At 50.7% G+C, this 25,381-nt stretch carries 14 protein-coding genes; 6 read left to right on the plus strand and 8 right to left on the minus strand.

Features of this window, described 5'->3' with window-relative positions; translation table 11 throughout:
• Positions 1 to 227: 227 nt before the first annotated feature.
• The 3 genes from AC27K1_RS00100 to AC27K1_RS00110 form a co-directional block, all read right to left on the minus strand.
• Complete coding sequence (locus AC27K1_RS00100) at positions 228 to 6,080, minus strand: hypothetical protein (RefSeq protein WP_487147370.1); 5,853 nt, start codon at positions 6,078 to 6,080, stop codon at positions 228 to 230.
• Between the two features lie 247 nt (positions 6,081 to 6,327).
• Positions 6,328 to 6,426, minus strand: a complete 99-nt coding sequence (locus AC27K1_RS00105) for a MetS family NSS transporter small subunit (protein ID WP_395176697.1) — start codon at positions 6,424 to 6,426, stop codon at positions 6,328 to 6,330.
• A 1-nt stretch (position 6,427) separates the two neighbouring features.
• The gene (locus AC27K1_RS00110) at positions 6,428 to 7,915 is read right to left on the minus strand and encodes a sodium-dependent transporter (protein WP_487147372.1); all 1,488 of its coding nucleotides are present in this window, start codon (positions 7,913 to 7,915) and stop codon (positions 6,428 to 6,430) included.
• 288 nt (positions 7,916 to 8,203) lie between these two features.
• Between AC27K1_RS00110 and AC27K1_RS00115 the strand changes: the two genes are divergently transcribed.
• On the plus strand, positions 8,204 to 8,887 hold the full coding sequence (locus AC27K1_RS00115) for an SDR family oxidoreductase (protein WP_487147373.1): 684 nt from the start codon (positions 8,204 to 8,206) through the stop codon (positions 8,885 to 8,887).
• 85 nt (positions 8,888 to 8,972) lie between these two features.
• Here the strand turns inward: AC27K1_RS00115 and gad are convergent, their stop codons facing one another.
• From gad to AC27K1_RS00130, 3 genes are all read right to left on the minus strand, one after another.
• Positions 8,973 to 10,355: a glutamate decarboxylase gene (gene gad, locus AC27K1_RS00120; RefSeq protein WP_487147374.1), complete on the minus strand. Its 1,383-nt coding sequence runs from the start codon at positions 10,353 to 10,355 to the stop codon at positions 8,973 to 8,975.
• Between the two features lie 50 nt (positions 10,356 to 10,405).
• A complete protein-coding gene (locus AC27K1_RS00125) occupies positions 10,406 to 11,872 on the minus strand; it encodes an amino acid permease (RefSeq protein WP_487147376.1) in 1,467 nt (488 codons plus the stop codon).
• 337 nt (positions 11,873 to 12,209) lie between these two features.
• Entirely contained in the window at positions 12,210 to 13,151 is a 942-nt protein-coding gene (locus tag AC27K1_RS00130) for a LysR family transcriptional regulator (RefSeq protein ID WP_487147377.1), read from the minus strand.
• Positions 13,152 to 13,319: 168 nt separating this feature from the next.
• Here AC27K1_RS00130 and AC27K1_RS00135 point away from each other — a divergent pair, with 168 nt between their 5' ends.
• The 3 genes from AC27K1_RS00135 (at position 13,320) to AC27K1_RS00145 (ending at position 17,663) form a co-directional block, all read left to right on the plus strand.
• Positions 13,320 to 14,423 carry an HlyD family secretion protein gene (locus tag AC27K1_RS00135; RefSeq protein ID WP_487147378.1) on the plus strand — a complete coding sequence of 368 codons (1,104 nt, stop codon included), beginning with the start codon at positions 13,320 to 13,322 and terminating at the stop codon, positions 14,421 to 14,423.
• Complete coding sequence (locus AC27K1_RS00140) at positions 14,407 to 15,942, plus strand: DHA2 family efflux MFS transporter permease subunit (protein ID WP_487147380.1); 1,536 nt, start codon at positions 14,407 to 14,409, stop codon at positions 15,940 to 15,942. The genes AC27K1_RS00135 and AC27K1_RS00140 overlap by 17 nt, the downstream gene beginning before the upstream one ends.
• Positions 15,943 to 16,007: 65 nt before the next feature.
• On the plus strand, positions 16,008 to 17,663 hold the full coding sequence (locus AC27K1_RS00145; RefSeq protein WP_487147381.1) for a long-chain fatty acid--CoA ligase: 1,656 nt from the start codon (positions 16,008 to 16,010) through the stop codon (positions 17,661 to 17,663).
• On the opposite strand, the gene queG is transcribed toward AC27K1_RS00145, so the two are convergent.
• Entirely contained in the window at positions 17,620 to 18,708 is a 1,089-nt protein-coding gene (gene queG / locus AC27K1_RS00150; RefSeq protein ID WP_487147382.1) for a tRNA epoxyqueuosine(34) reductase QueG, read from the minus strand. The genes AC27K1_RS00145 and queG overlap by 44 nt on opposite strands.
• Positions 18,709 to 19,065: 357 nt before the next feature.
• Between queG and AC27K1_RS00155 the strand changes: the two genes are divergently transcribed.
• Positions 19,066 to 20,325, plus strand: coding sequence for an MFS transporter (locus tag AC27K1_RS00155; protein WP_487147384.1), 1,260 nt, complete (start codon positions 19,066 to 19,068; stop codon positions 20,323 to 20,325).
• Positions 20,326 to 20,482: 157 nt separating this feature from the next.
• Here AC27K1_RS00155 and AC27K1_RS00160 read toward each other — a convergent pair whose 3' ends face one another.
• A complete protein-coding gene (locus AC27K1_RS00160) occupies positions 20,483 to 23,140 on the minus strand; it encodes a hypothetical protein (protein ID WP_487147385.1) in 2,658 nt (885 codons plus the stop codon).
• 652 nt (positions 23,141 to 23,792) lie between these two features.
• On the opposite strand from AC27K1_RS00160, the gene AC27K1_RS00165 reads away from it, so the two are divergent.
• Positions 23,793 to 25,307 (plus strand): NAD(P)H-hydrate dehydratase, encoded by a 1,515-nt coding sequence (locus AC27K1_RS00165; RefSeq protein ID WP_487147386.1) that lies wholly within the window; start codon positions 23,793 to 23,795, stop codon positions 25,305 to 25,307.
• The last annotated feature ends 74 nt before the right edge of the window (positions 25,308 to 25,381 follow it).

Consider the following 25,381-nt stretch of genomic DNA (forward strand, 5'->3'; position numbering starts at 1 on the left):
TAGGTCATGTATCGATGGTAACACTTGGCATAGCTGTTTTTTTAATCCGTATGCTGACGTTTATTGCCTGATAAGTCAGTGTGCAAAAGTCATCTTATATATTGTTGCCAGCAGTTCGCAGCGTGTGGGTCGATGAGCTGAGAAAACAGAGGATTGGCTACTTAACCAGCCATTCATCGGCAGGACACTCTTTGTCTCGCCAGGTGGAACGTTTGAGTGATTTCAGGTTACTCATCCTCTGAATCCATCTCCTCTGGATCCATCTCCTTGAGTTTGTCCAATATTGCCCGGGCTCTGATACATCCGATTTGCTGAGCATGACTTGTTGCAAGCTTGACTTCTATCTTTGCCTGTTTTTTTATTGCGTCTTTCAAGTCATTAAATTTTGTTTCTTTATTTTCTATCTCTTGGGCTGTGCCATCGGTTATCTCGTAATTGAGCAGAAGATTGAAATGTTTATTAGATAGTGTCCACTTTTTCTTTAAACCTCTATTGGCCAACTCATTCCTGGCAAAATTAAAAAAATGTTTTTCTTCATCCCGTTTCTCGGCAACGGTGAGTTGCTTACAGCGACTCTTATAAATGCGAACAAGACTGTTGGGTACTCCCCCCTCGAGTAATGCTTTCCTTGATGTTGTTGTCAGTTTCTCAAAAACCTGATCCTTGTTCTCATCGGTCAGTTTCGCGTCTTCGAATGCTTTCCGGGCGCTATCCATATCGGTGCTGAAAAGGTTGTCGATCACTATTTTTCCTGCTCGTATGAGCAGATCCGGCTGACTGTCTCGGTTGAGCGACGCCCATATTTTATTCACACACCTGATATCAGGTCTTTCGGTCTGCATGAGGTAACGCTGAAATAAGTCTGGCGAATGTTGAATTGCCATTTTTAGTTCATCTGTTGTCATGTTCGGCAGGTGCTTCGAAAACAGCGTTTCAAGGTGATCTTGTGTCGTGTTCTGAATCAGTGCCTGAATGTCAGGTGGCATCGGGTGCTTGAGCAGGTTCACCGTTGCCGGTGGTATAGCCATGGCGCCTTGTGCCTGGCTGGTATCCTCGTCAGTTACCGTTGGCTGTTGAGTGATGTAGCGTTCATATAGCTCAAGACGATCTTTGGCATATTTCATTTTGGCATCCGGATCTGTCATGTTTTCCAGATGAGCGGCAAGCACATCGCCCAGTCTCGGCGATGTCCATGGAAGCATCTCGGCCAAGCGAGACAGCATGTTTTTGTCCAGCGTTCTGATCCTGTTTTGCTGGTGAAGTGTTTCAAGTTGACGGGTCATTTCCATACCGTCGGTTTCGCTGACAGTATTTCCCTGGTTCTTGCCGACCAGCTCCTCCAATATCTTCAGGGACGTGCGTGTTGGATCTGTTGGAGCAGGGGGCTGCTGTGCTCCTTCGGTTTGCTGCACAGTAATAGCGGACTGTTCTGTTTTTCCACTTCTTCCACTTCTTCCCTTTTTCTTTTTTCCCTTTTTGTGTGCTGGTTGGCTCTTTCGAGGCTTTGTCTTGGGTCTAACGGCTGCTTGAGGTGGTCTGCTGGTTCTGGTAGCAGTAGTGACTCTTCCTTCTTCAGACTGGATCTGCAAGACGCTTCCCTTGGAATAATTGTGCCAGGTCGTGAGTTTCTGTTTCAGTTGTTCAGCGATGAGTAACTTATTACTCTCATTTCTAAATGGGATCTTCTTAAACTTGCCAGAAAGCGCCTCAATCACCTGATTCAGACCATCTGACCCCAGACTTAACAAGAATTCTGTGAAGAAAACCTGCTGATGATTGTGCCAACGTTCATCTAGCATTTTTTCGGCAAAAAGACTCAGACAATCCTGATCGACAACTTCCTCGGGGATGAATCCCTTCAACAGGTACCAGGCTGTTCGCAGCGCCGGAATCGGGGAGTCTGAGGCCAGGGCTCTGTTGATAAGCTCTTTTCCTTTCTTCTCGTCTTTCTCACATCCCATACCGAGAAAGAGTGTGAACCCCTGGTAGAGTATCTTCTCATCGGAGGTGGTGAAAACCCGTGCATGAATTGTCCGGCAACATTGATACACAGTGATGTCAGGGGCAACCTCTCCCTGCGTTTGCTGCTTTTGCTCCAGCAGAAAATCCAGCAGGCGGCAGGCCGCTTCAATATTAATCTCCCGGGCTTCTAACGCCAGATCTGCCTTGATACGAGCAATATCCGTCTTGATGTGTTCGTCATCCGGGTGGCGCCAGGACAGCAAGGCTGCGAGATCGGTAGATGCCATGGAATCGACTACGAGCAAATAGAAAGCTAGAACAGGCCTGTTTATTGAGAAGTACTTCAAGGCCATTGCGTACCTTATGTGGGAGGATATACGCGTCTTTAGATGTGTGTGAAGTCTGGAAAATAGTTTGACAGTCGTATCAGGGGCAGTGGCTATCAGGCCACTTAAAAAATCCGATTCTATCGGAGACTGTACCAATTGCTCGTTGATGATTGCCTGTAATTTTTCTGTAGATAGCTTTCTGGATTCAATAGCAAGCCATATTAACGTTGTCTTAATGATTGGGTCAGGTTTTTTTTTAAATATTTTTTTCAGTTCTTTTTCAGAGAACTGGTCGGTTATCAATAAATGCATTAATGTGGCGATTTCAACATGACTGTCAAATTCGTCAGGATTGAATGTTGTGTCAGGTTGCTCAAGATATTGAAAAGAACGAACAAAAGTCATTATTGCTATTGCATTGGCTAGAGTATGAATTTTTGTTTCTTTCAGAATTTCCTGAAAACTTTTATTGGAGGTTTCCAGTTTGCAGTTCTTGACCATCGTTTCTGATTTTTTATTGTCTTCATAAAAGAGTGCCTCAGGTATTCTAGAGTCAGCAGCAATGCGGGGGTTTACGATCCAGAGTTTTGTTTTAAGCACTTCTACATCAGCGCTTAAACGTTCCTGTTCTTTCTCGGGTATAGATTCACGATATGTCATTATGAAGTCCAGTATGTCAAGGGAGGCAACATATGGGAGATAACATGTTGCGGCCCGCCTGCAATCCATTTCAAATTTGTCGAGAAGAAAGCACAGCCTTTCCATTATATGGGTAATATGCTCATTTTCCGGTGAAGTGTCCGCAATATTGAGCAACAATGTGATAAATCTTCCTGAATTGAAGTTATCCGAATCGTTAAGCTGCTGAAATAATGCCATGGTCTCTGGAAAGGATCGGGACTGCCGTATTTTTGGAGCCAGCGAGTGCTCAGTAATAAAATCACTATTCTTGAACAAGTCTGATTTTTTGTATGTGTTGTTCGGATATTGATCATCTGTCGCCAGGGTTGATGCTGCAGTATCAATACCCTGTTCTGCAATACCTGTCGGCGGGCATGAAAATTGATGGGGTATTGCTGTCTTTGCCGTGTTTCGTATAGCCTCTATTTTTTCATTTATGTGTTGCCTGGACTCCGCCAGAGTCTCATTGTCAGGCAGACTCCTCAGGAAACGTTCTACCCTGGACGCTATGGTAAGCATCAGTGACTGATTCAATCTGCTGATTTTGGCAGGTATATGTTTTGAAATGTCATAAGCAGCAACGATTCTTGTAGCCGCGGCTATGACGCTTTCATGATTAAAATTTTCATCATGAAAATCAAAGGAACGCATAAAATATTTTTTCGAAAGATACACAGAAATTCTGAAAAAGTAGGCAAACCAGGTTGCAGGGTCATTGTTGTTTTCAAGCAGGTCTGCAATAGTCATCAATGACTCAAACTCGTAGCTTATATTCATTGTATGGTTCGACCTGATACCTTTCTCATAGATATCCAGATAATAATCCGGCATGTTGCAACGCAAGACCCTGTGTTGATCTGTCACTTCAGGTAACGGCTGGCCGGTTCTTTGCAGGCATTTCTGCTTTCGAGCCTGCCATTCACTGTCAGACGTTTTACCCTGAAGCGCTTTCCGCTTTGCTATCTGTTGGTAAATTTTGATTAATTTGCTGGAATCATCAATCCATGTCGAGACAGAATGTAATAACTGACAATAGGCTTCCGGCCATTTTAGGCTGAAGGATTCGGTCATGCGATCAATAAAAGTGCCAAGCCCGGCATCACGCCGCCAGGGTTCCAGTAGTCTGGCGTTACCCTGTGTAATCTCCAGTAATTTATTAATTAACGCGTTATAGCCCCACTTTTCACAGCAGTGATTCAATGCTAAAAGCATGTAGCGGACGGCCAATGGATCTTGTTCCATGGCACACTCCAGCAGACGGTCATCAGCCTCTCCATGCAATAAGAAACAGCCGAAATGATAGAGAACCAGTAACTGGGGATCGCTGACAAAAGGAAAATACTTTCCAAGCTCATTGACATATTTCGGTACTATGCACCTGTTTTCACCCGCTGCATTGATGTTTACTGTTGAAGTGGGGCATTTGTTTGAAACGGAATCGCCGCCTCCTGGCAGGTCTTCATTTTCGTATTGATGGCACAAAACGCTCAAAACATCGGTAGCCTGCTCAACTTTTCCAGCCTTTATGATGGCGCCTGCTGCTATACCTCTGTTATGCGCCAGTGCTATATATATTCTTTGGTCATCATCCCCTGCTTCCAAATGCCATCCTTCAACACCTATGCCTTGCCAAAACTTATAAAATTTGTATGCCAATGAAATGTTGTATGTGTTTTTGGTTAATAAAGTTATTAACTTAATGCTGTGGACCTTTGCGGATTTCAGGTTTTTGGCATTTTGCAGATAGGTGACATATATCTGATCCAGCAAGCTTGTTGTCAGTTTTTCAAACACTGTTCGTTCAAGCGCCAATAAAAAACAGGCAAGATTTCTATTCTTTTGAGACTGACAATGGTCAAGCAGACTCTCCATGGCCGCAGGAAGGTGATCGTGTGTTGCTGTCCGTTGTTCCATGAGATTCCTGCCTACCTCTGTTACCGGATCAAACGCCAGGTCAAGTTCAGCCTGCCAGTATTGGTAGACCGGCCAGAAGGCGGGTTTTTTGCATGGCTGACTAATGGTCTCCAGATGTTGACGGACTCTGTCAAGATCCTGACGACCAAATGTTGTCCGAAGGTAGAGCATGGGCACCAGTAGTTTTATCTCGACATTCTCGCGGGCCAACCATTGGCTCGCCAGTCTCTCTCTTTCGTTGTCCTTCTCACTGCCATCCATTTGTATAAGACGTGCCAGATCAAGGATGACTTGATAGTGTTCAGCATTCAGCCCGGCGGGTCTGGACGGAGGGGCTTTCCCTTCAGACATTCTCTTTGCGATTATTTTGAGGTGCCTTTCTGCTTCCCTTGGCAGCAATCGACGAGGCGATGGGTTTGGTAGCTGATAGAGTTCACCCAGCAAATGGTCCCTGATAATAAATAACCGGGCTTCTTCGCAACCGGCATTGAGCGCCCTGATATAACACTGGTATTCGAATGAGGGGTTTTTGGTAATCGTTTGGGTTCCCTCGTTAGCTGCCGAGGCGACTGCAAAACACCATTTAATGTATTCGTCACGGTTTTTCGCGGGTGATTTCGGGTAGGGTTCAAGCTCAAGCAGGTTGACGTTACAGAGCAGGAGATAGGACTTGAGCCATTGGGTTATCGCCAGGTAGCATTCGGTTTTCGACGCCTTAACCTGCGGATCCTGCTCCTCCTCTGTCTGCTTTTCATGTTGTGTATCCATAATCGACAAAAGTACCCGGGCCCTCTTACGCCAATCTTGTAGCGATTTTTCGCGCTCAACGTCGGGGCTAGTGTTGATGGCGCGTTGAAATTGATCCCCGATTTTTTGGATATTCGTACTAAATCGTTCCCATCCGTGCAGAAGTGCAGGCGCTTTTGGAGCCTGTTCCAGTAGTGAAAGAGCCGTGTCCGTGGATTCCACGGTGTCTATGTTTTCTGGTTCTCCCCCGGTATTTTCCAGGCTATGGGTAATGGTGTAATCGCCTATAGATTTGGCGCTTGTCGGTGGTAAATAGTGTGATGTTGCGACGCTGGGCAGTGTGGGTGTCACGGTCTCATCAGCAGAAGTGATAGCGCTGCCGTTAGTCTGCGTGGTTGTTGTGACTGATGATGAAGGTGCTTGTGACGAAGCTATGCCCGGAACCATGATTCGATTACTTACTGTTGCCCTGATTGCTGCCTATCCGGTGGACAGTTGAAGTGAGTCTTGGTTCATGGGGCTTGTCAGTGTTTCCATAACCATTGCGTTATGTCACCCGATCCATGGTGCTCGAGGCAGGCCAGACAATGAATCCGTTTTTCATGGAAATCAGGGGCATATATGCGGATGGCGCTGACTGCAACACAATACCCTGGTGCAAACCCGGGGGCGCAGGGCCCCCGGAAAGGAGAATTTATTCAGCTTTTACCATTGCCCGTTTCAGGCAAATCGCTGCGCCGCCCCAGGTAATGCCCAGGCCGAATAACATCATGATAATGGCTGCTGCAGACATATCAGGCCTCCGCGGTCATTGTTGCATCATTAAACTGGGTGGCGAGTACGATGGCGATGATCGCCAATGTGCCCAGCATGCCCCATCCCAGCCAGAGGATTTCATGGTCGGCATAACCACCGTAATTGGCGGTGAGGTCTGTGACCAGGTTGCTGATAACCAGTACCGCAAGCAATCCAGTGCAGAGATAGCGAATGCAGAATTCCCACCACCGGCCGATCGAAAAATCTGACAACCGGTTGATATGGTGGCGCATGCCGTCAAGGCGCAACAGAAGAGACAGACAGATCAATTCTGCAAGACAGCTGCCCAATATGCCGAAGTTGTTAATGAAGTGATCGACAATATCCAGTAACAACAAACCGCCATTGGTGGCATAGGCCAGGGAGATTAACGCGCCGCCGCCACACAGCAGACTGGCAGTTTTACGCCGACTCCAGCCGGTTTTGTCCATAACGGACGAGGTGATGGCTTCCATGATCGAAATATGTGAGCTGACACCGGCAACCAGCAATGATGCAAAGAACAGCGGACCCAACAACCAGGGCATGGGCAGCAGGTTGATGGCGGTAGGAATGGTGACAAACGCAAGCCCAACGCCGGAGCTGACCACCTCTGTCAGCGGTTTGCCCTGTTCAGCGGCCATATAACCCAGTACCGCAAAAATCATGATACCTGCCAGCATGGAGAAGCCGCAGTTGATAAACACCGTCATGAAGGCGTTGTTGTTGATGTCGGATTTTTCCGGCAGGTAACTGGAATAGGCGATCATGATCGCGAAGCCGACGCTCAGGGTGAAAAATATCTGACCAAAGGCGTCTGCCCAGACCCGTGTGTTGAGCAGTGCACTGAAGTCTGGCCGGAACAGCCAGTCAACACCATGGGCGGCGCCCGGCAGTGTCAGTACCCGCGCGGTCAGGATGATAACCATGATAAACAGAAGGGGAATCATCACTTTGCCGAGTCGTTCAATGCCGCCACGAATCCCGGTAAACGTTGCAAAGAAACTGAAGCTCCAGGCGACCAGTAACGGTATGACGATCGACCACTGCAGTGTACCCAGCGATGTCGGGCTGTTATCACTGCCCAGCTTAAGGTAAGAGCTAAAGAAAAAGGCGTTGGCGTCATTTCCCCAGCTCTGGGTAAAGGAGAACATCAGGTAGGAAAGCGACCAGCCAATGACCGCAATGTAGTAGCAGGCAATAACGGCGGCGACCATCACCTGGAACCAGCCCAGGATTTCCATACGTGGATGCAGGCGTGCAAACGTCATTGGAGCAGATGCCCGGTATTTATGGCCCAGGCCAAACTCCAGAATCATAAAGGGGATACCGGCTGCCAGCATGGCGACCAGGTAAGGAATCAGAAAGGCGCCGCCACCATTTTCATAGGCCATATAGGGGAAACGCCAGATATTGCCCAGCCCGATGGCGGAACCGACTGCGGCAAGAATAAACCCGGTGCGCGATGCCCACTGCTCTCGTTTCATGAAGCCTCCGAAACGATACGAGAAAAGTCAGGGTGTAGTCGTGAATTGCCGCGGGTGGTCTTGTAATAACCGTGTTATCTGTTTCATGCCGCAGGGGTGTTTGCAGGCATGAAGACGCGGCTTGCGCAGCCGGGTAAGGCTGTCTTGCATAGAAATAGCAGAACCATCAATGCTGTTTCTTGACGGGAATCAATCAGCAAGACAGCTGGAAATAAATCGGCCGGGTTTTTCCGCGCCATCTACACTCGATGCATGATGTTGATTGGCAGTAATGCACGGGGACTGGCCATGCAAACTATCTTTATCACCGGGGCAAACCGTGGACTTGGGTTGGGTTTTGTCCGCCATTATGCGGCACAGGGCGTGACAATTATTGCCACCTGTCGTGAACCTGAAAAGGCAACGGAACTTCAGGCACTGGCGGAAAAGTTCTCACACATTGCTATTGAAGCGCTGGATATTTGTGATTATGACGCGGTGGCCAGGCTGTCAGAAAAGTATGCGGATTATTGTATTGATATTCTGATCAATAACGCAGGGATTTTGGTCTCAGTCGAGACGGCCTATGACGCTGCCACCTGGCTAAAGTCACTGGAAACCAATGCGGTTGCGCCGATGATATTGACCCAGGCATTCCTGCCGCAGATCAAGCGCAGTGCGATCCACAAAGTCGTTTTTATCAGCAGCAGCGCGGGCAGTATTGAGCTTGCGACAGCAGAAGGCAGTGTCTATTACCGTAGCTCGAAGGCGGCATTGAACATGTCGGTGAGACGCTTTGTGCTGGATTATACCTACCAGGAACTCACTGCCGTTTGTCTTTGTCCCGGTTGGGTTCGCACGGATATGGGCGGTGTCAATGGAGAACTTTCAGTGGGCGAAAGTATTGCAGCAATGGTCACGACCATTGCCGGTTTGGAGTCGGAGCATCATGGGCAGTTCCTTAATCAATATGGCGATTTTGTCCCTTGGTAATTAATACTGCTGTTTTGTAGTACGTGATGTATGGCTGGTGTTGTACAGCCATACATCACGTAAAGTCGATACATCGGGCAGGCGATTATAAGTGGGCAAATGAGGTGCTGTGGGTCGCTGCCTTGCTGCCATGCTTGTTGAGATAGGCGATACTTCTTTCCAGATCATCTGCCAGCATCATTGCCATATCCATACCGGTGCCGTTGCGGATCATAATTCGCTGTATAGTCTCTGTTTCCCGCCCAAGAGGCATTTTATACGACGCAATTTGCCAGCCGCGCATGCGAATATGGTCGCTTAGTTCATACAGTGTGAAAGGACTGGCAGCCTCGTCCTGCAATGTATAGCAGAGTCCGGGTATACCATTGCTGCCGTCATAAAGTATGGTGAAGGGACCCATTGCTTCGATTCGTTTGGTCAATGCCCTGGCTACTTCACGACAATTGTTGTGGATACTGAAATAGCCTTCCCGTCCAAGCCGCAAGAAATTGTAGTATTGGGCAACAATCTGTCCCCCCGGACGACTGAAATTCAGGGCAAAGGTCGGCATGTTGCCGCCAAGGTAGTCCACATTGAAGATCAGCTCTTTCGGAAGATCCGCTGCATGTTGCCAGACGACCCAACCGACACCCAGGGGGCTGAGTCCAAACTTGTGGCCGGAAGCATTGATGGACTTCACCCGGGGCAGACGGAAATCCCATACCAGGTCCGGGTCAATGAAGGGGCAGAGAAAACCGCCGCTGGCCGCATCAACATGCACAGGAATGTCCAGACCTTTATCCTGTTGCAGTCTGTCCAGTGCATCACAGATTTCTTTGACCGGTTCATACGCCAGGGTGTAGGTCAGCCCCTGGGTGGGAACGACACCGATGGTATTTTCATCGCAGAAATCGGCAATCTGATCCGCCGTGATGCCGACTTCGTTTTTCTTAACCGGTATCTGGCGCTGTTCAACATCAAAATAGCGGCAGAACTTGTCCCAGCATATCTGGACAGGCCCGGTAACCAGGTTGGGTTTGTCCGCGGGTTTGCCCTCGGCCTGGCGTTTCAACCGCCACTTCCATTTCAGCGCCAGCCCGCCAAGCATGGCGGCTTCACTGGAACCGGTTGTTGAACAACCGATCGTACTGGCGGATTCCGGCGAGTTCCATAAATCTGCCAGGATATGCACACAGCGTTGTTCAATCTCGGCCGTTTGCGGGTATTCATCCTTGTCGATCATGTTTTTGGTGATGGAAAGATCCATCAGGTAGTGGATTTCTTCTTCGACATCCGTCTGGCAGAAGGTGGCCAGGTTCATTTTGGCATTACCATCGAGCAGCAATTCATCCCGGATGAAATCTTTGATGAAACGTGAATTCGTGCTCTTTTCCGGCAGCTTGTATTTGGACAAAGGCTCCAGATCGACATTGGAACCAAAGCTGGTGGCGAAGACATTCACTTCACAAGAGCGATGATGAAGAGGCATGACAGGTTCCTGTAAATAGAACAATGATGCGATCGATAAAAGACAGGTGTTTATTGGTCTGACGCTTGTCGCCAGGAAGGTTTCTTGAACATGTCGATGACAAAGGCCATGCCGGTGAAGACGACTGTGCCCGTTACGACAATCATCACATAGGTGTCGGGATTTCCAATGGGCAGGTTATTGGGTGGGAAAAACGAGACAATAAAGGCAAACAGGACGCCGAGGAATCCGAGACCGGCAATTATGATCATGCCGCCGTTGCCGCCAGGTACCTTGTAAGGGCGTTCCATATCCGGCCTGGTGAAACGCAGGCGGATAGCGGCTGCATACATCATCATGTACATGATGAGATACAGGGAGATGGTCATGACGCTGATCAGGAAGAAGGCGACACTGACATTGTCAAAGACAAAGTAAATACACGACAGAATAGTAACCAGTATGCCCTGAAGTAGCAGGATATTACTGGGAATACCCTGCTCGTTGGTTTTCGCCAATGCCGGTGGCAGGTGACCGAGGCGAGCCGTCCAGAGCAGGCCTTTGCTGGGGCCACTGATCCAGGACATGACGCCACCCAATGCGCCAATCGCCAGCAGGGCACAAAACAGCCGGTTCCAGTCTGCCAGTCCCACTTTGCTGAGCATGATATGGGTAGCGGCCATCAAACCGGACTGCAGGTCGATTTCATTGGCAGGCATAACAGATGCGATTGCCAGTGAGCCCAGGGTAAACAGGGCAAAGATAATCACCGCAGAAATCAGCATGGCCAGGGGAAATTCGGTTTTCGGATTGGCCATCTCATTCGCGTGAACGGCATGGACTTCAACCCCCGCAAACAGCAGGATGATGCCACCAAGAAAGGCGATATTGCCGAAGCTGTTGAACTCGGGCCAGAAACGGGGGTGAACCTTGCCACCTTCAAGTGCAATGAGTCCTGCATCCCTGGCGGACAAATGCTCGAACGCAATGGGATTCCCCTGATCGATCCAGATCAGCGCCAGAATGATAACGACGATGCCTGGCAGGATAGTACCGATCAGGAAGCTACTACTGGTGACCTTGGCAATAACATCGGTTCCCTTGAATGTCAGCCAGGTCGATAGCCAGTAGAAAATGATGCAGAAGATACCGACATAATAACGTTCGTTCGCCAGATCGGGCCGGGCAATGAGATAAGCCATACCCGCCGCCGCAAAGGACATGACGGTGGGATACCAGACAACGTTCTGTATCCATTGCAGCCAGATGGCAATAAAGCCGGCACGGGGGCCGAATGCCTGTTCAACCCAGGTGTAGACGCCGCCTCCCTGGCTTGAAAACGCACTGCCCAGTTCGGCAGACACCAGGGCGGCAGGTAAAAGGAACATAATGGTGGCAAAACCGATATAGAAGAACATGGTCAGTTCTTCTTTTGCCATCATCGGCAACCCTCGGAGGCTGATAACAGCGGCAGCTGTCATCAGGGCGATGGACATAATAGACAATCGTTTTGGTGCGCCGGTCGGTGCAGTGGCCATGATATTACTCTCGCAGCCAGAAAAGGGGATGGTTAAAGCATGGGAACAGAGGGCGATCAGTGAATGGACAGAACAGCGTCGCTGGATGATGACTTTCTCGTAACAGGGACAGGCCTGAACGTGCACGAGGTCGCTGATCAATCAGTAGCCATAAGTCGGGAAAATTATAGACACAAAATGACGTATGAATTTTCCGATCTATAAATTCATCAAGAAAAATTGATAAATAATGTCTTTTTTAATTGGAAAGGAGGATGTTTTTATCGACAGGAAAGTTATTCAGAAAGGTTGTTTTTACAAGGTTAATAGAACACTACGTTCTACCCTTTATTGGCAATCAGGTGATTGGCTCTGATTGTCGACGCGTGTTGTGCTGCACGGTATCGAACGACTGAATCTCTTCCATGCAATGATCCAATAGTTTTTCCAGGGCAAGTGGTATGAATCGTCGTGGCATGTACAGGCCATAGATAGTACCTGCCGGTAGTCGCCAGTCAGGCAAAACCTCAACCAGTTCACCACGATGGATGGCTTCATCACAGATCAGGCTGGGAACAGTGCCAATGCCGGCATGTTCTTTCAAGGCTTCCCGGATAGCGGTGATGTTGTTGAATATCAGGTTGCCCTTTGGGACGATCTCAACCTGCTCTTCTCCCCGCTGGAATTGCCAGGTTTGGTGTGTCTGGGCTGAACTGTTGCGGAGGCAGTTATGCTTCGCCAGTTCGGCAGGGTGTTGAATAGGCGGGTGTTGTGCAAGGTAGGCAGGTGAAGCCAGCAGGCATATGGGGGAAGAAACCAGTTTCCGGCAAACCAGGTCTGGCTCCTGCCCCGGGTCGATGCGAATCGCCAGATCGATGCCTTCTTCGATGATATCCACACGACGACTGGTCAGTTCTGCCTTGATGGTAACCTGTGGATAACGCTTCAGAAACCGCGCTATCACGCGGGCGAGGAAGCGCTGGCCAAATTCAATCGGCATCACCAGTCGCAGGTTTCCCGAAGGTTCTTCATGCACGCGGCGCAGGGCCTGTTCCGCTTCTTCAAACGCCTGCACGATCTGACGACAGCGTTCGTAGTGTTCAGCGCCAATATCCGTCAGCATCAGGCGACGGGTGCTGCGTTGAATCAACCGGACATCCAGACGGTTCTCCATCGCCGTCAATTTACGGCTAACGGTGGATTTCTGCATGGCCAGGCGTTCGGCAGCGGCAGTCAGGCTGCCGGCTTCAACGACACGAACAAAAATCAGGGCTTCATTCAGGTCGGTGGGTTGTTGCATTCAGGAAACACTGTTTTGAGTTTGGGCATTCTAATCCCAGACAAACAACAATGGTAGGATAGCCGCTACCCATTGATTCGCAGCCGCACTTTGCGTTTTGACACCTACTCCCCCCGGGCGGCTGCGTTTTTTTTCTCCCCTTACATTTCATATCCGAGGCAGAACTGAATGCTAAAAAACATCCGGTTGTCGGTGGCTATTGCTTTGATGGCGCTGGCTTTGCTCATCGGTGGAGGTTACTGGTGGCAGGTTGGTCAATACCAGGAATCCACTGATAACGCGTATGTGCAGTCAGACATCATTTATATCAGCGCCAAGCAAAGTGGTTTTGCCCGGGCTGACTGGATTCAGGATAACCAGACCGTCCATGAGGGCGAGGTATTGGCCCGAATAGACGACACAGATTTTCAATTGGATCTGGCGGAAGCCCGGGCGGCAGTTGCAGCGGCAAAGGCCGGCATTGACCAGCTGGCCGCACAACGGTATTTGCAGGAATCCGTTATCACGGCTGGTGAATCATCTGTTGCGGCCGCGCAGGCTGAACAACAGCTGGCAGCCGCTGAACTGAAGCGTGCGAAGGAATTGCATCGTAAGAAGTTTGCATCCCAGGATGATCTGGATAACGCCATCACTGCCAATGAGCGCACCCGTGCCGCATTGGCAGAAAGCCAGGCGCAACTGGAATCGTCCCGTCGCCAGCTGACCGTGCTGGATACCCAAATGCAGGAAGCCCGTGCAACACTGGCACAGGCCAAAGTGCGGCAGGATCTGGCACAGCAGGCGCTGAGTGAAACCATCATCCGGGCGCCGCGTGATGGCATTATTGGCCAGCGTCAGGTCAAGGATGGTCAGTTGATCAAGGCGGGACAGGTACTGTTTGGGCTGGTGGCCGCGGACACTGTCTGGGTAACCGCCAACTTCAAGGAAACCCAGATCGCTCACATGACCCGGGGACAACCGGTTTCCCTGGAAATCGATGCCTTCCCCGGCCAGCCGGTGACAGGCTACATCGACAGCCTGTGGCCTGCCAGTGGTGCGAAGTTCAGTCTGCTTCCTCCCGAGAATGCGACAGGTAATTTCACCAAGATTGTTCAGCGTATTCCGGTGAAGATCGCGATTCCGGCGGATCAACCGCTGGCCGGTAAACTGCGGGCAGGGATGTCAGTGGTAGCGTCTCTCAATACCCAGGATAAGCCGGTATCTATCCGTGGAATGAAGGTTGTCCACAATAACGTCGCCCCTGTGGTAGAGCAGCATGTCGCAGGGTATTGAGCAAGCCAGCCGTCGTGACTGGATGGCTATTTATGGCGCTGCCCTCGGTGCGTTTATTGCCGTTCTGGATATCCAGATCATTAATGCCTCGCTGGCGGATATCCAGGGGGCATTGTCGGCGTCGGTAGAAGAGGGCTCCTGGATATCCACAGCCTATATGATCGCGGAGATCGTGATGATTCCGCTCAGTGGCTGGCTGGTGCAGGTGCTGTCGTTCCGGACTTACATGCGTTTTACCATTGTGCTGTTTGTCGCAGCATCAATGTTGTGCGGTCTGGCCTGGAGCCTGGAATCCATGATCCTGTTCCGGGTACTGCAGGGGATTGGTGCGGCGCCGTTGATTCCGCTGGCCTTCAGTTTGGTGCGGCTCCGTCTGCCGGCCTCTGAGCAGGCGAAGGGAATGGCACTGTTTTCTTTTTCTGCGGTTTTCGCTCCGGCTATTGGCCCCAGTCTTGGAGGCTGGTTAACAGAGACGTTCAGTTGGCACCTGATTTTCTACATTAATCTGGTGCCTGGCATTATCATGTTTCTCACGCTCAGCGCCAGTTTGGATAAAGAGCCGATGCAGCTGAACAAGCTGCGTGAGGCGGACTGGCCTGGCATTTTTACCCTCTCGCTGGGGCTGGCGACGCTGGAATATTTCCTGGAAGAAGGTAACCGTAAAGACTGGTTTGGCTCCGACATTATTATCTGGACGGCGTTGATTGCGGCTGTCTCGCTGGTGACTTTTACCTGGCTGCAATTGACCCGTGAACGCCCGCTGCTGAACCTGCGCCTGCTAGGACAAAGGCAGTTCCTGATGGCCACGTTAGCCAATATGGGGCTGGGACTGGGGATGTATGGCAGTGTGTATGTCCTGCCGCTGTATTTGTCGCAGGTGCAGGGTTATAACTCCCTGCAGATCGGTGAAGTGCTGATGTGGGGCGGCATGCCGCAGTTGTTGCTGATTCCTATGGTGCCCCGGCTGATGAAGCGGATCAATCCACGGATTATGGCAACGTTCGGGTTTGTCCTGATGGCATTCAGCATGTATCTGAACACCAATATGACGGGCGATTATGCCGGTGACCAGTTCCGGCTCAGCCTCTTGATCCGGGCGTTGGGACAACCATTTATTATGATTCCCCTGTCCATGCTGGCAATGGAGAAGATATTGCCGAAGGATGTGCCGTCGGCCTCAAGCCTGTTCAATACATCACGGAATCTCAGTGGCGCCATAGGTATTGCTTTGCTGGCGACAATCATTCAGCGGCACACGACGTTGCATGCTGCCCGTCTCAGTGAAACCCTGCCGATGTATGGTGATCTGACCCAACAGCGGCTGGATACGCTGTCCGCTGCCATGCCACAACTGAGTTTTTCACAGCAGGTGGGTTTGATTGCCCGGCAGTTGACCGAGCAGGCAACCATCATGGCGTACGGCGATGCCTTCTATGTCGTGGCGATCGTACTAGTGCTTGGACTGGGTGCGACGATACTGACAGGCCATCGAGGAACATCACTGAAAACCGCAGGATGAAATAGCCGGTAAACCAATGCCCATAGACTATGTTTATGGGCATTTAACCTGTGGGATCCTGCTGTATGAAAGGTCTTATGATGGCCCAGCCGCTGCTTGTAACGATGATCATGCAGCATGCCGAAACGGTGTACCTTTCCTCGGAAATTGTCTCTGTGACACAGGATCATGGCATTCATCGTTATCGCTATCGGGATTGTTTCCGGCGGGTCAGGCAGTTGGCTAATGCGATGCAACGTCTTGGCATGAAAGAGGGCGACCGGATTGCCACCCTGGCCTGGACGGATTTTCGCCATTTTGAGATTTATTACGGGATTTCCTGCTCCGGGGCGATTTGCCATACCGTGAATCCGCGGCTGTTTGAGGAGCAGATCCTTTATATTCTCCGTCATGCCGAAGACCGCTGGATTTTTATCGACCCTCTCTTTGTTCCCCTGCTGGAAAAACTGCAGCCGGATTTACCGGCCGTAGAAGGCTATGTGGTGCTGACCAGCCCGTCGTCCATGCCAGCCACATCGCTGAAAAACGCCATTGCCTATGAAACCCTGATTGCTGACGAGCCAGAGGACTTCGAGTGGCCGGACCTGGATGAAAATACCGCCAGTTCCCTGTGTTATACCTCGGGTACAACCGGCAATCCCAAGGGGGTGCTCTACAGTCATCGTTCTACCCTGCTGCATTGTTTTATGGTGGCCATGTCCAACGGCCTGAACCTGTCGGATCATGACGTGGTGATGCCGGTTGTGCCGATGTTTCATGTCAACGCCTGGGGGATGCCCCATGCCGCGCCGATGCTGGGGGCCAAACTGGTGCTGCCCGGGCCAAAGATGGCGGACGGTGAAATGTTGCAGAAACTGATTGTGACCGAACAGGTCACCTGCAGTATCGGGGTGCCCACCATATGGCTGGCTTTACTCGATTACCTGGAAACCAGTGGCAAGCGTATTGATTGTCTGCAGGAGATTGGTGTGGGTGGCTCAGCCAGTCCGGCCAGTCTGTTTGAGCGGATGAAGCAATACGGCGTTTCCGTGAATCAGGGCTGGGGGATGACTGAAATGAGTCCGGTGGGCACTTTTAACCGGGTCAGGGCGGCGGTTTGTGATAAATCGCAGGCAGAACTCGACACGCTGGCGCTCAAGCAGGGCACACCGCTGTTTGGTGTGCAAATGAAAATAGTCGATGAGCAGGGCAATGAGTTGCCTCACGATGGTCAACAGATGGGTGAGCTTTGCGTTCGGGCTCCGACGGTGTGTTCCCGCTACTACCTGTCAGAAACGACGGCAGAGTCCCACGACCGGGACGGTTGGTTTCGTACTGGCGATATTGCCACGATTGATACCGACGGTTACCTGATGATCACTGACCGGCGCAAGGATCTGATCAAGTCGGGAGGGGAATGGATCTGTTCCATCGAGCTGGAGAACATTGCCATGGGTCAGTCAGGGGTGACCGCGGCGGCTGTGATAGCAGTACCTCACGAACGCTGGGGCGAACGCCCTCTGCTCGTTGCGACTGGCAAGGGGGAACAGGCGGACAAGGCGTCAATGGCATCTTGGTACCAGGGCAAGGTGGCGGACTGGTGGATTCCTGATGATATTGTCTGGGTAGAGGCGTTGCCCTACACGGCGACCGGAAAGATCAGCAAACTCACGCTCAGGGAACAGTTCCTCGACTATTTCACGCGTCCAAGTCCACGGCATTCACAGGAACCGACCGGCTGACAACGGCCGTATTATGCTGTGACAGCGCCCACTGGACATGTTCTCGAACCAGCTCGGAAGGATAATCAAGCCGGGCTTCGAGGGCCGCTATGACGTTATCGGAGCCGGGCGCATTGCCGAGCCCGACAGCCAGGTTTCGCAGCCATCCCTCAAACCCGGTACGGCGAATCGGGGAACCGGCGGTGCGGTCCAGAAATTCTTCTTCTGTCCAGAGAAACAGATCGGCCAGATCCGTTGAATCCAGTTTGTGACGGGGGAGGAAATCCGTTTCTGTCGTGGATTTGGCGAACTTGTTCCAGGGGCAGATCAGCTGGCAGTCATCACAACCGAAGACCCGGTTGCCAATGGCCTTGCGGAACTCAACCGGGATTGATCCTTTCAGTTCGATGGTCAGATAGGAAATACAGCGTCTGGCATCCAGCTGGTGAGGGCCGACAATGGCGTCTGTCGGACAAACGTCCCGGCAGGCAAAGCAGCTGCCGCAGTGCGTGGTTTCCTGGGGTTTATCCACAGGCAACGGCAGGTCGGTAAACAGTTCGCCCAGGAAGAACCAGGACCCTGCCTTGTGATTCATCAACAGGGTGTTTTTGCCAATCCAGCCCAGCCCTGCCTTCATGGCGATGGCTTTTTCCAGCACCGGGGCACTGTCGACAAAAGCCCGGTAACCAAATTGACCCACCTGCTCTTCAATACGGCTCGCCAGCTGTTGCAGGCGCTTACGGATCACTTTGTGGTAATCACGGCCCAGTGAGTAGCGGGAAATGTAGGCTTTACTGCTGTCTTTCAGAATGCGTATGGCGTCAGTATCCGCCGGCAGGTAATCCATCCGGACGCTGATCACCCGCAGGGTGCCGGGTACCAGCTCAGCCGGACGGGAGCGTTTGTTACCGTGGTCGGCCATGTAGGTCATTTCGCCGTGGAAATGACGGCCTAGCCAGGACTGCAGGTGCTGTTCGTGTTCGCCAAGGTCAACGTCCGTAATACCCACTGCCTGAAAGCCGAGTTCACGCCCCCACTGTTTGATGGTATTGGCCAGGTCGGGCATGTCTGGGGAGGTTCTGTTTTGCTGGGCTGAATCGGTCACGGAGTTTTGATAGCGGTAATGCAATGAAAGCGAAGGATATAGGGTAAGCGCTAAATGAGGGATTGAATAGCCGGAATATGCACTATCGGGTTTCAGATTGTTCGTGGGTGAGAGGCTGTTTTCTTTCGCAGGCCTGACGGATGGTTGTGCTGCGGTGTTTTTTATTCGAGAGGTCATGTCACACTCGTATTTTACGACATACGTGGCTCTACATTGTGTTTGAAATGTTCCTAAAAAATCCCTGGGTTATTTCAGTGTGGGTAAATATGAAAATGACTATATTTCTCAATTCTTTCCAATGACAGGAATTATGGGTTAATGCAAGGTGATTACCGCTACCCCATCATCGCCACGGCTGCGGGCGGTGCGATTGAAATGTACGATTTCTCTATTTTCCTGTTTCTGTCGGATTACCTTTCCGCTGTTTTTCTGCCTTTGGCCAAACAAGGGGACTACCTTGCCGTGGGGTTGATGGTGACCGGTTATATCGCGCGTCCCCTGGGTGGCGTCATGTTTGGTTATTTGGGGGATTGTCTGGGTCGTAAAAGAACATTTCTCTATTCACTCATGTTGATGTCAATGGCCACACTGGGTATTGCCCTGCTGCCGGATGCCCGTAGTCAGGGCATTGTGTCGTACATCTGGCTCATGGCTTTCAGAGTACTGCAGGGAATCTCGGCGGGGGGAGAAATACCCCTCGGGTATGTCTTTGTTTCTGAGAATAGTAACCATCACAACAGAGGGTGTGTGGTGGCACAGTTTGCCGCAGGGTGTGAATTTGGCTATCTGTTAGGATTTCTGTGTAGTCATCTTTTGATATTGTTTTTATCGGATGCAGATATTATCGCCGGGGGCTGGTGGCTCTTGTTTCTGTTTGGTGGAGCGATGGGGGGGATAGCCTATGCTATCCGGCTGTGCACTCTGGAATCCCGTGTTTTTCTTGATGCACCTCGTTATTCCCGTAGAGCCAACTCTCCCCCCATTGAAGTGCTGGTTCGTTATTACCGGGAGGTATTGATAGGCATCGGTATCTCGTTGAAAGATGCCGGTGCATTAGCCTGCCTGCTGTCTATTTATAAATTGTTCCCCTCTGTTGTTGGATTGTCCGGACGCGATTTCCTGTGCATTTTTGTGCTTGGCCTCTCGATTGGTATCCCGTTTATTATTCTTGGAGGGAAATTGTCTGATCTGGTGGGGCGAAAATGGATTATCCATGTCAGTGCAATGATGACATGTGCATTGAGTGGTTTAGGTTTATTCATTAAATTTTCACCGTCTGGCCTTGTTTTTTGGGTGTTTATTATTTCCATTGTGGTTTTTGCAGCGTTTGGGCGCGGTGTTTTTGGCCGTGTGATTCTGGACTCTTTCCCAACACATCTGCGATGCAGTGGTTTTGCGCTTGCCTATAATATTGGCTTTGCGCTTTTTACGGCATTCGGTATTTGGTTATCCGGCTTGTATGCGCAGAATTCATTTACATTGCCACTGTGTTATTTGCTCTGTTGCTCATTGGTTACCTTTTTTACCGCCAGCCGGATTGCTGAACGTCACACGCTGAGCATTTCTCATATACCTTGAGTGGTTGCCAGAAGCATCGTATACCGCTGAACAGGCCAGGCATCTGGAGGGCCGGTCAAGCGGCGTTTGACCGGATGCTGGAGATTTACCCGTGAAGGGCACCCTGCAGATTGCCTGTACTGTGCCTGATTCTGGTATGTGATTTACGTCTGTGAACTCATAACTCCGGCAGTGAAACGGATTTCGCCTTGTACTTGCTCCCCGGGCAAAACTGATTTTTCAGATCCCCCGGATCTAAATAGAACGGTTTTTGTCGATAGGAGATACTTGAATTAACGGGGGTGCCGGCCTGGAAACTGGAACGTGACCCTGACCTGTCTGCGAATATGGTAATGGGGTAGGTGTAAATGCTGAGGTGGTTGGCTATCGCCGGGTCAGTGTCTACGACTGACAAGTCATCCAGCTCCACAAGGCCGTGTCGGGCAACGACGACTTTCAGGTTAAAGCCTATGTTGTGATGCACGCTATCCGGCACCGTCAGTTTCCGCCATTGCTCGACAGGGACGAACGGGGTTATCGCGGTGCGTATGCCTTCCTGGGTCTGTTCTATCGCGATGTAGACATCCAGGTCACCGGGCATGAAGCCTGAAGCAGGGTTGATCGTGTAATAAAAGTCGCCAATCACATACATCGGATGACAGGAACTATTGCAGTTATAACCATGATTGCTGATGGTTGATTCAAAAACCGCGATTTTGGGTGTAGTGATCATGGCGAACACACCGAGTTCCTCATTATAAACGGGATACATGTCCTCATAGGGCATTGGCAGGTAGTGCGCGTTAATGGCCTGCGCTGAACCAGGGACGGCCAGATGAACAAGCGGAACATCCCCTTCAAAGGATGTCTCACCCCGTAAGGCCAGCTCACCGACAATAACAGAGGGCATGGGGGGAGGCATGTTGAAGCCGATAATCTCGGGCGATACGCTGAAATTGGCAAAATCCACAATACCGGCCAGGCCGGTTAACATGGCGTGGGTGATGGGTTCCGGATCCAATGAGGCCGCAATGCCAAGCGCCTCCGCGGTTTTTTGCAGTGCTGTGGCTGATTGCGTCGTATTCAGCCAGGTATTCTGTTTTATAACCGCTTCGGCGTAGGTGCTGTTCTGGTTGGCGAAATCACGCTCTAAAGCTTGATAACTCTTATAGGTGAGTGCGCCGACCTGATGGTCTATGCCTGTGCCTTTCGTGTATCCGGTGAGAAAGTCAGCATCAACCAGGCCGTTGCTGTCTCGTATGGGCACGTCATTGGCTAACATTCGACCAGTGAGTACGTTGGAGCCTTTGGCGATAGGGGATATTTCAAGCGTCAGGGTTGAAGCGTAACAGGATATGCAGGGATCATAGCCTATTTCAAAATCAGCAAACAGCCATTGCACTTCCTCATTGCTGTAAAGGGTCACCATCTTGCTGATGCTGGTTCTGGCCGGTTCGTCCAGTTTCGAGTGTGAATAGGGGGAAAACAGGTTGGTTGAGACACGCTCATTCCTGCCATTATGTTTCAGCTCTATGACGGCCGTATTGTAGATGTCCGGATCGTAATCATATAAGACCAATACCCGTAATTTGCTGGTTTTCTTGTTGTAGAGAAGGATGTAAGGCACACCATAGGATTTCTGCTCCACCGGCGTCACCTCGTCAGGGTAATAGCCGAGGTGGTGCTTGACCAGTTCCCAGCCGCTGTCAGGCGAGAAATCAGGCACTGTGTCAGGATTGATTGGGCTGGCAGCGAAAGGGTAACGCCCGAGATTGTGCAGGTAAAAAGGCGACAGTTGATCTTTTTCCTCCGGGTTGGACAAACCGTAATATTCAACATACTTGTATTCCTGTGTCGTCCAGTCAAACCGATTCAGCTGGTGGCTGGTTTCAGGCTGGTAGTCTGCGGTTCTTTTATGCTCCGGGACAAACGGGGCGGTCGGATGGGTGGTAATATGATTCTTATGGTATTGTTGCTGCCGTTCCTCCGCTGAAATGACTTCATCCGGACGTTTCAGTTTCCAGTGTGTTGCTGCGTTATTGTCAAGGCTCAGGGTGATTTTGTTATTACTGGCTAATGTCAGGTACCACCGTTTGTCCCTGTTGATAAACTGGAAAATTGTTGGGCTGACGAGTTTTATTTCCCACTGACAGGCTAACTCCGGATCCTGTATTTGCTCGGATAATCGGCACAGCCTGTTGCCGTCGCCGCCAGTAAATACGGCCGTTTCGCCATCATCCAGCAGGGAGAGGGTCAGCAGGCTGGAATCTTCACCGTGAGCGACCAAACGGTAATTGTTGTTTTCTATCGAAAGCGTATGACGACTGTATAAATAGTTATCCGTGACAGGCACCAGGTAATACGGCGTGGCCAGGTCATACCTGGAAAGGTTTTTATCGATCTTCAGGGAATTGATGTTTGCCGGCAGGCTGGAACGACTGCTTTGCAATTCCGTCTCATGGCCTTTGTAATTGTCATCCACATAGAGATAAACGACGTAACCCATATCTTGGGGGATATTAATGGACAGGGATTTGTTCAGAAAATTTCCGGGCAGTTTCTTGGTGTCGTTATTCGTGCAGTATCGCGCGCCCTGGTAGGATTTCGCTTTATAAAGACACACGGATTCAAAGTCATCATAATTGTCGTCGTATTGAATGTCCCAGCGATACCTTGCCTCAGTACCATCAATGGTATGCTTGCCACTTCTCAGTACTTTGCCGTTGTATCGTGAAACGGCCTTGAATCCATAGTTTATGCGGATTTCCTTAACTTCCACATGATAGGCTGCCGGGTCAAAATAACCTGGTTTGTGGAAATACCTGTCGCCATACATGTTAGACCACAGTCTTATGCAGGCCGCATGATAAGTTCCACTGCACAAAGAAGAAAAACTGTTACTTGAAAAAAATATAACCAATAGGGTTATGAGAAAGCGAATTGATTTGAGCATAACTTTATATATCTCATGTGTATCCATTCGTTCTGCATTTGATAGGGCATTAGGATATGCCTAGGAATCATGACAGAGAATGATGAATCATTGGCTATGGGGAAAACGCCGTTTTTGACGCTGTGCGTGAAGACATAAGCGTGCATCGAATAACAACCGTTGCTCAAAAGAATAAAAAACCAGAATCAATAGGTGTGGATGGGAGGTCAGTATCTGTCAATGTGATAGACAGCCATTAATCAAGAGACAGTGTTTCAGTACAATAAAAAAAGAATTTCCATACTGACACCTGCGGAGGCACTTACCCAACGCTTCTTCTCTCTAGTGAGACTTATTGCTATTTAGATGCACACCTAAAGAAAGTCAAGGGAGAGGTGCTGACATGTTATCGTCAAGTCTTAAGGTTGGAACCGGTGCATGGCAACGGTGCCGGTGTTTCCAGGGATGAAGCCTGAGTAAAAATGAACAGGACATCTGCCAGATGTCGGTAACGGATATAATGAGTAAAAGGGTTACGAAAAGGGCGGGTTTCCCCATGGATAAGTGGTTACCAGAAGCGCTGTATACCGCCGCACAGGTCAGGCATCTTGATGCGGTCGCCATCAATGATCACCACATCAACGGTTTTGAACTGATGAAACGGGCCGGACAGGCGGCGTTTGACCGTATGCTGGAACGTTGGCCGACCTTGTCTCGCGGTGGAACACTGCAGGTTTTCTGTGGCGCAGGTAATAATGGCGGTGATGGTTATGTGATAGCCAGTCTGGCCCGGCAGCGTTACCTTCCGGTTCGGGTGATTGCGCTGAAGAACCCTGATGACCTGGGCGGTGATGCAAAGCGTGCATGGCACTGGTTCCGTGATCTGGGCGGAACCGTAGAGTCCTGGAGTGAAAACGTGACTATCACCGGTTCCGTGCTGGTAGACGCCATGCTGGGGACTGGCCTTAACGGTGAAGTTAAAGGGGATTACCTGAAAGCCATCCAGGTGATCAATCAGGCCAATCGTCCCGTTCTTGCCGTGGATATTCCTTCAGGACTGTCAGCGGATACCGGTGCGGCCCTGGGGGCTGCTGTACAGGCTGCGATGACAGTCACATTCATCGGTCTGAAACAGGGGCTGCTGACAGGTGCCGGGCCTCGCTATTGCGGTACTCTCTGCTTTGCTTCTCTCGCGGTGCCAGATGAAATATACACACAGGAACAGCCAGCATCGCGTCTGCTCAGGGAGCAGGAACTGGCAGGCTGTGTACGACCAAGGCTGGCGGATGCCAACAAAGGCAGTCATGGCCATTTGCTGGTTGTCGGTGGTGATGAAGGTATGGGGGGAGCGGTTGCGATGGCCGCAGAGGCTGCACTCAGAACCGGTGCAGGTCTGGTGACGGTGGCTACACGGGAGGAGCATGTTGATGCCATCAATGCCCGCTGTCCTGAAATCATGGCCCGTGGTATCAGCAACGCTGATGCATTGCGTGCCTTGCTGACGGGTAAGTCAGCCATTGTTGTTGGTCCGGGGCTGGGACAATCCGATTGGAGTAAAGCGCTGCTGGCTGTTGTTTTGCAGTCCAACCTTCCGGTGTTGGCCGATGCGGATGCCCTGAATCTGATGGCTGAAGATGACCGGTTTCTGGATAGTCCCTCTTGTTCATTACTGATGACGCCACACCCTGGCGAAGCCAGTCGGCTTCTGCAGGAACCCATTCCGGAAATACAGGCCAACCGCTTTGCCGCTGTCCGACAGTTGCAGCAGCAATGTGGTGGTGTCGCGGTGTTGAAAGGTGCGGGCTCGCTGGTTTATGACGGTGAAACGGTATCCTTGTGCGGTGCCGGCAATCCCGGCATGGCTGTGGCGGGTATGGGCGATGTCCTCAGTGGTGTGATCGGCAGCCTGCTGGCGCAAGGTTATGACATGGCGCAGGCGGCAAAGATCGGCGTCTGGCTGCATGCCGCTGCCGGAGACGACTGTGCGGCTGATGCCGGGCAGATCGGTATGAAAGCCACGGATTTGCTGCCCTATATTCGCCGACGAATTAACCAGCTGGCCAATGCCTGATGTCAGGAACAAAAAGTGGGCTGTTGGCGGGTATTCGTGACAAATACGGCGTTTTTACACAGGTTTCCCAATGG

The sequence above is a fragment of the Kistimonas ophiarachnellae genome (assembly GCF_057552235.1).

What these genes read in the sequence shown, in the direction of transcription:
- AC27K1_RS00100 (WP_487147370.1), bottom strand. Translation starts at nt 6,080, where the DNA reads ATGGTTCCGGGCATAGCTTCGTCACAAGCACCTTCATCATCAGTCACA.
- AC27K1_RS00105 (WP_395176697.1), bottom strand. Translation starts at nt 6,426, where the DNA reads ATGTCTGCAGCAGCCATTATCATGATGTTATTCGGCCTGGGCATTACC.
- AC27K1_RS00110 (WP_487147372.1), bottom strand. Translation starts at nt 7,915, where the DNA reads ATGAAACGAGAGCAGTGGGCATCGCGCACCGGGTTTATTCTTGCCGCA.
- AC27K1_RS00115 (WP_487147373.1), top strand. Translation starts at nt 8,204, where the DNA reads ATGCAAACTATCTTTATCACCGGGGCAAACCGTGGACTTGGGTTGGGT.
- gad (WP_487147374.1), bottom strand. Translation starts at nt 10,355, where the DNA reads ATGCCTCTTCATCATCGCTCTTGTGAAGTGAATGTCTTCGCCACCAGC.
- AC27K1_RS00125 (WP_487147376.1), bottom strand. Translation starts at nt 11,872, where the DNA reads ATGGCCACTGCACCGACCGGCGCACCAAAACGATTGTCTATTATGTCC.
- AC27K1_RS00130 (WP_487147377.1), bottom strand. Translation starts at nt 13,151, where the DNA reads ATGCAACAACCCACCGACCTGAATGAAGCCCTGATTTTTGTTCGTGTC.
- AC27K1_RS00135 (WP_487147378.1), top strand. Translation starts at nt 13,320, where the DNA reads ATGCTAAAAAACATCCGGTTGTCGGTGGCTATTGCTTTGATGGCGCTG.
- AC27K1_RS00140 (WP_487147380.1), top strand. Translation starts at nt 14,407, where the DNA reads ATGTCGCAGGGTATTGAGCAAGCCAGCCGTCGTGACTGGATGGCTATT.
- AC27K1_RS00145 (WP_487147381.1), top strand. Translation starts at nt 16,008, where the DNA reads ATGAAAGGTCTTATGATGGCCCAGCCGCTGCTTGTAACGATGATCATG.
- queG (WP_487147382.1), bottom strand. Translation starts at nt 18,708, where the DNA reads ATGCCCGACCTGGCCAATACCATCAAACAGTGGGGGCGTGAACTCGGC.
- AC27K1_RS00155 (WP_487147384.1), top strand. Translation starts at nt 19,066, where the DNA reads ATGCAAGGTGATTACCGCTACCCCATCATCGCCACGGCTGCGGGCGGT.
- AC27K1_RS00160 (WP_487147385.1), bottom strand. Translation starts at nt 23,140, where the DNA reads ATGTATGGCGACAGGTATTTCCACAAACCAGGTTATTTTGACCCGGCA.
- AC27K1_RS00165 (WP_487147386.1), top strand. Translation starts at nt 23,793, where the DNA reads ATGGATAAGTGGTTACCAGAAGCGCTGTATACCGCCGCACAGGTCAGG.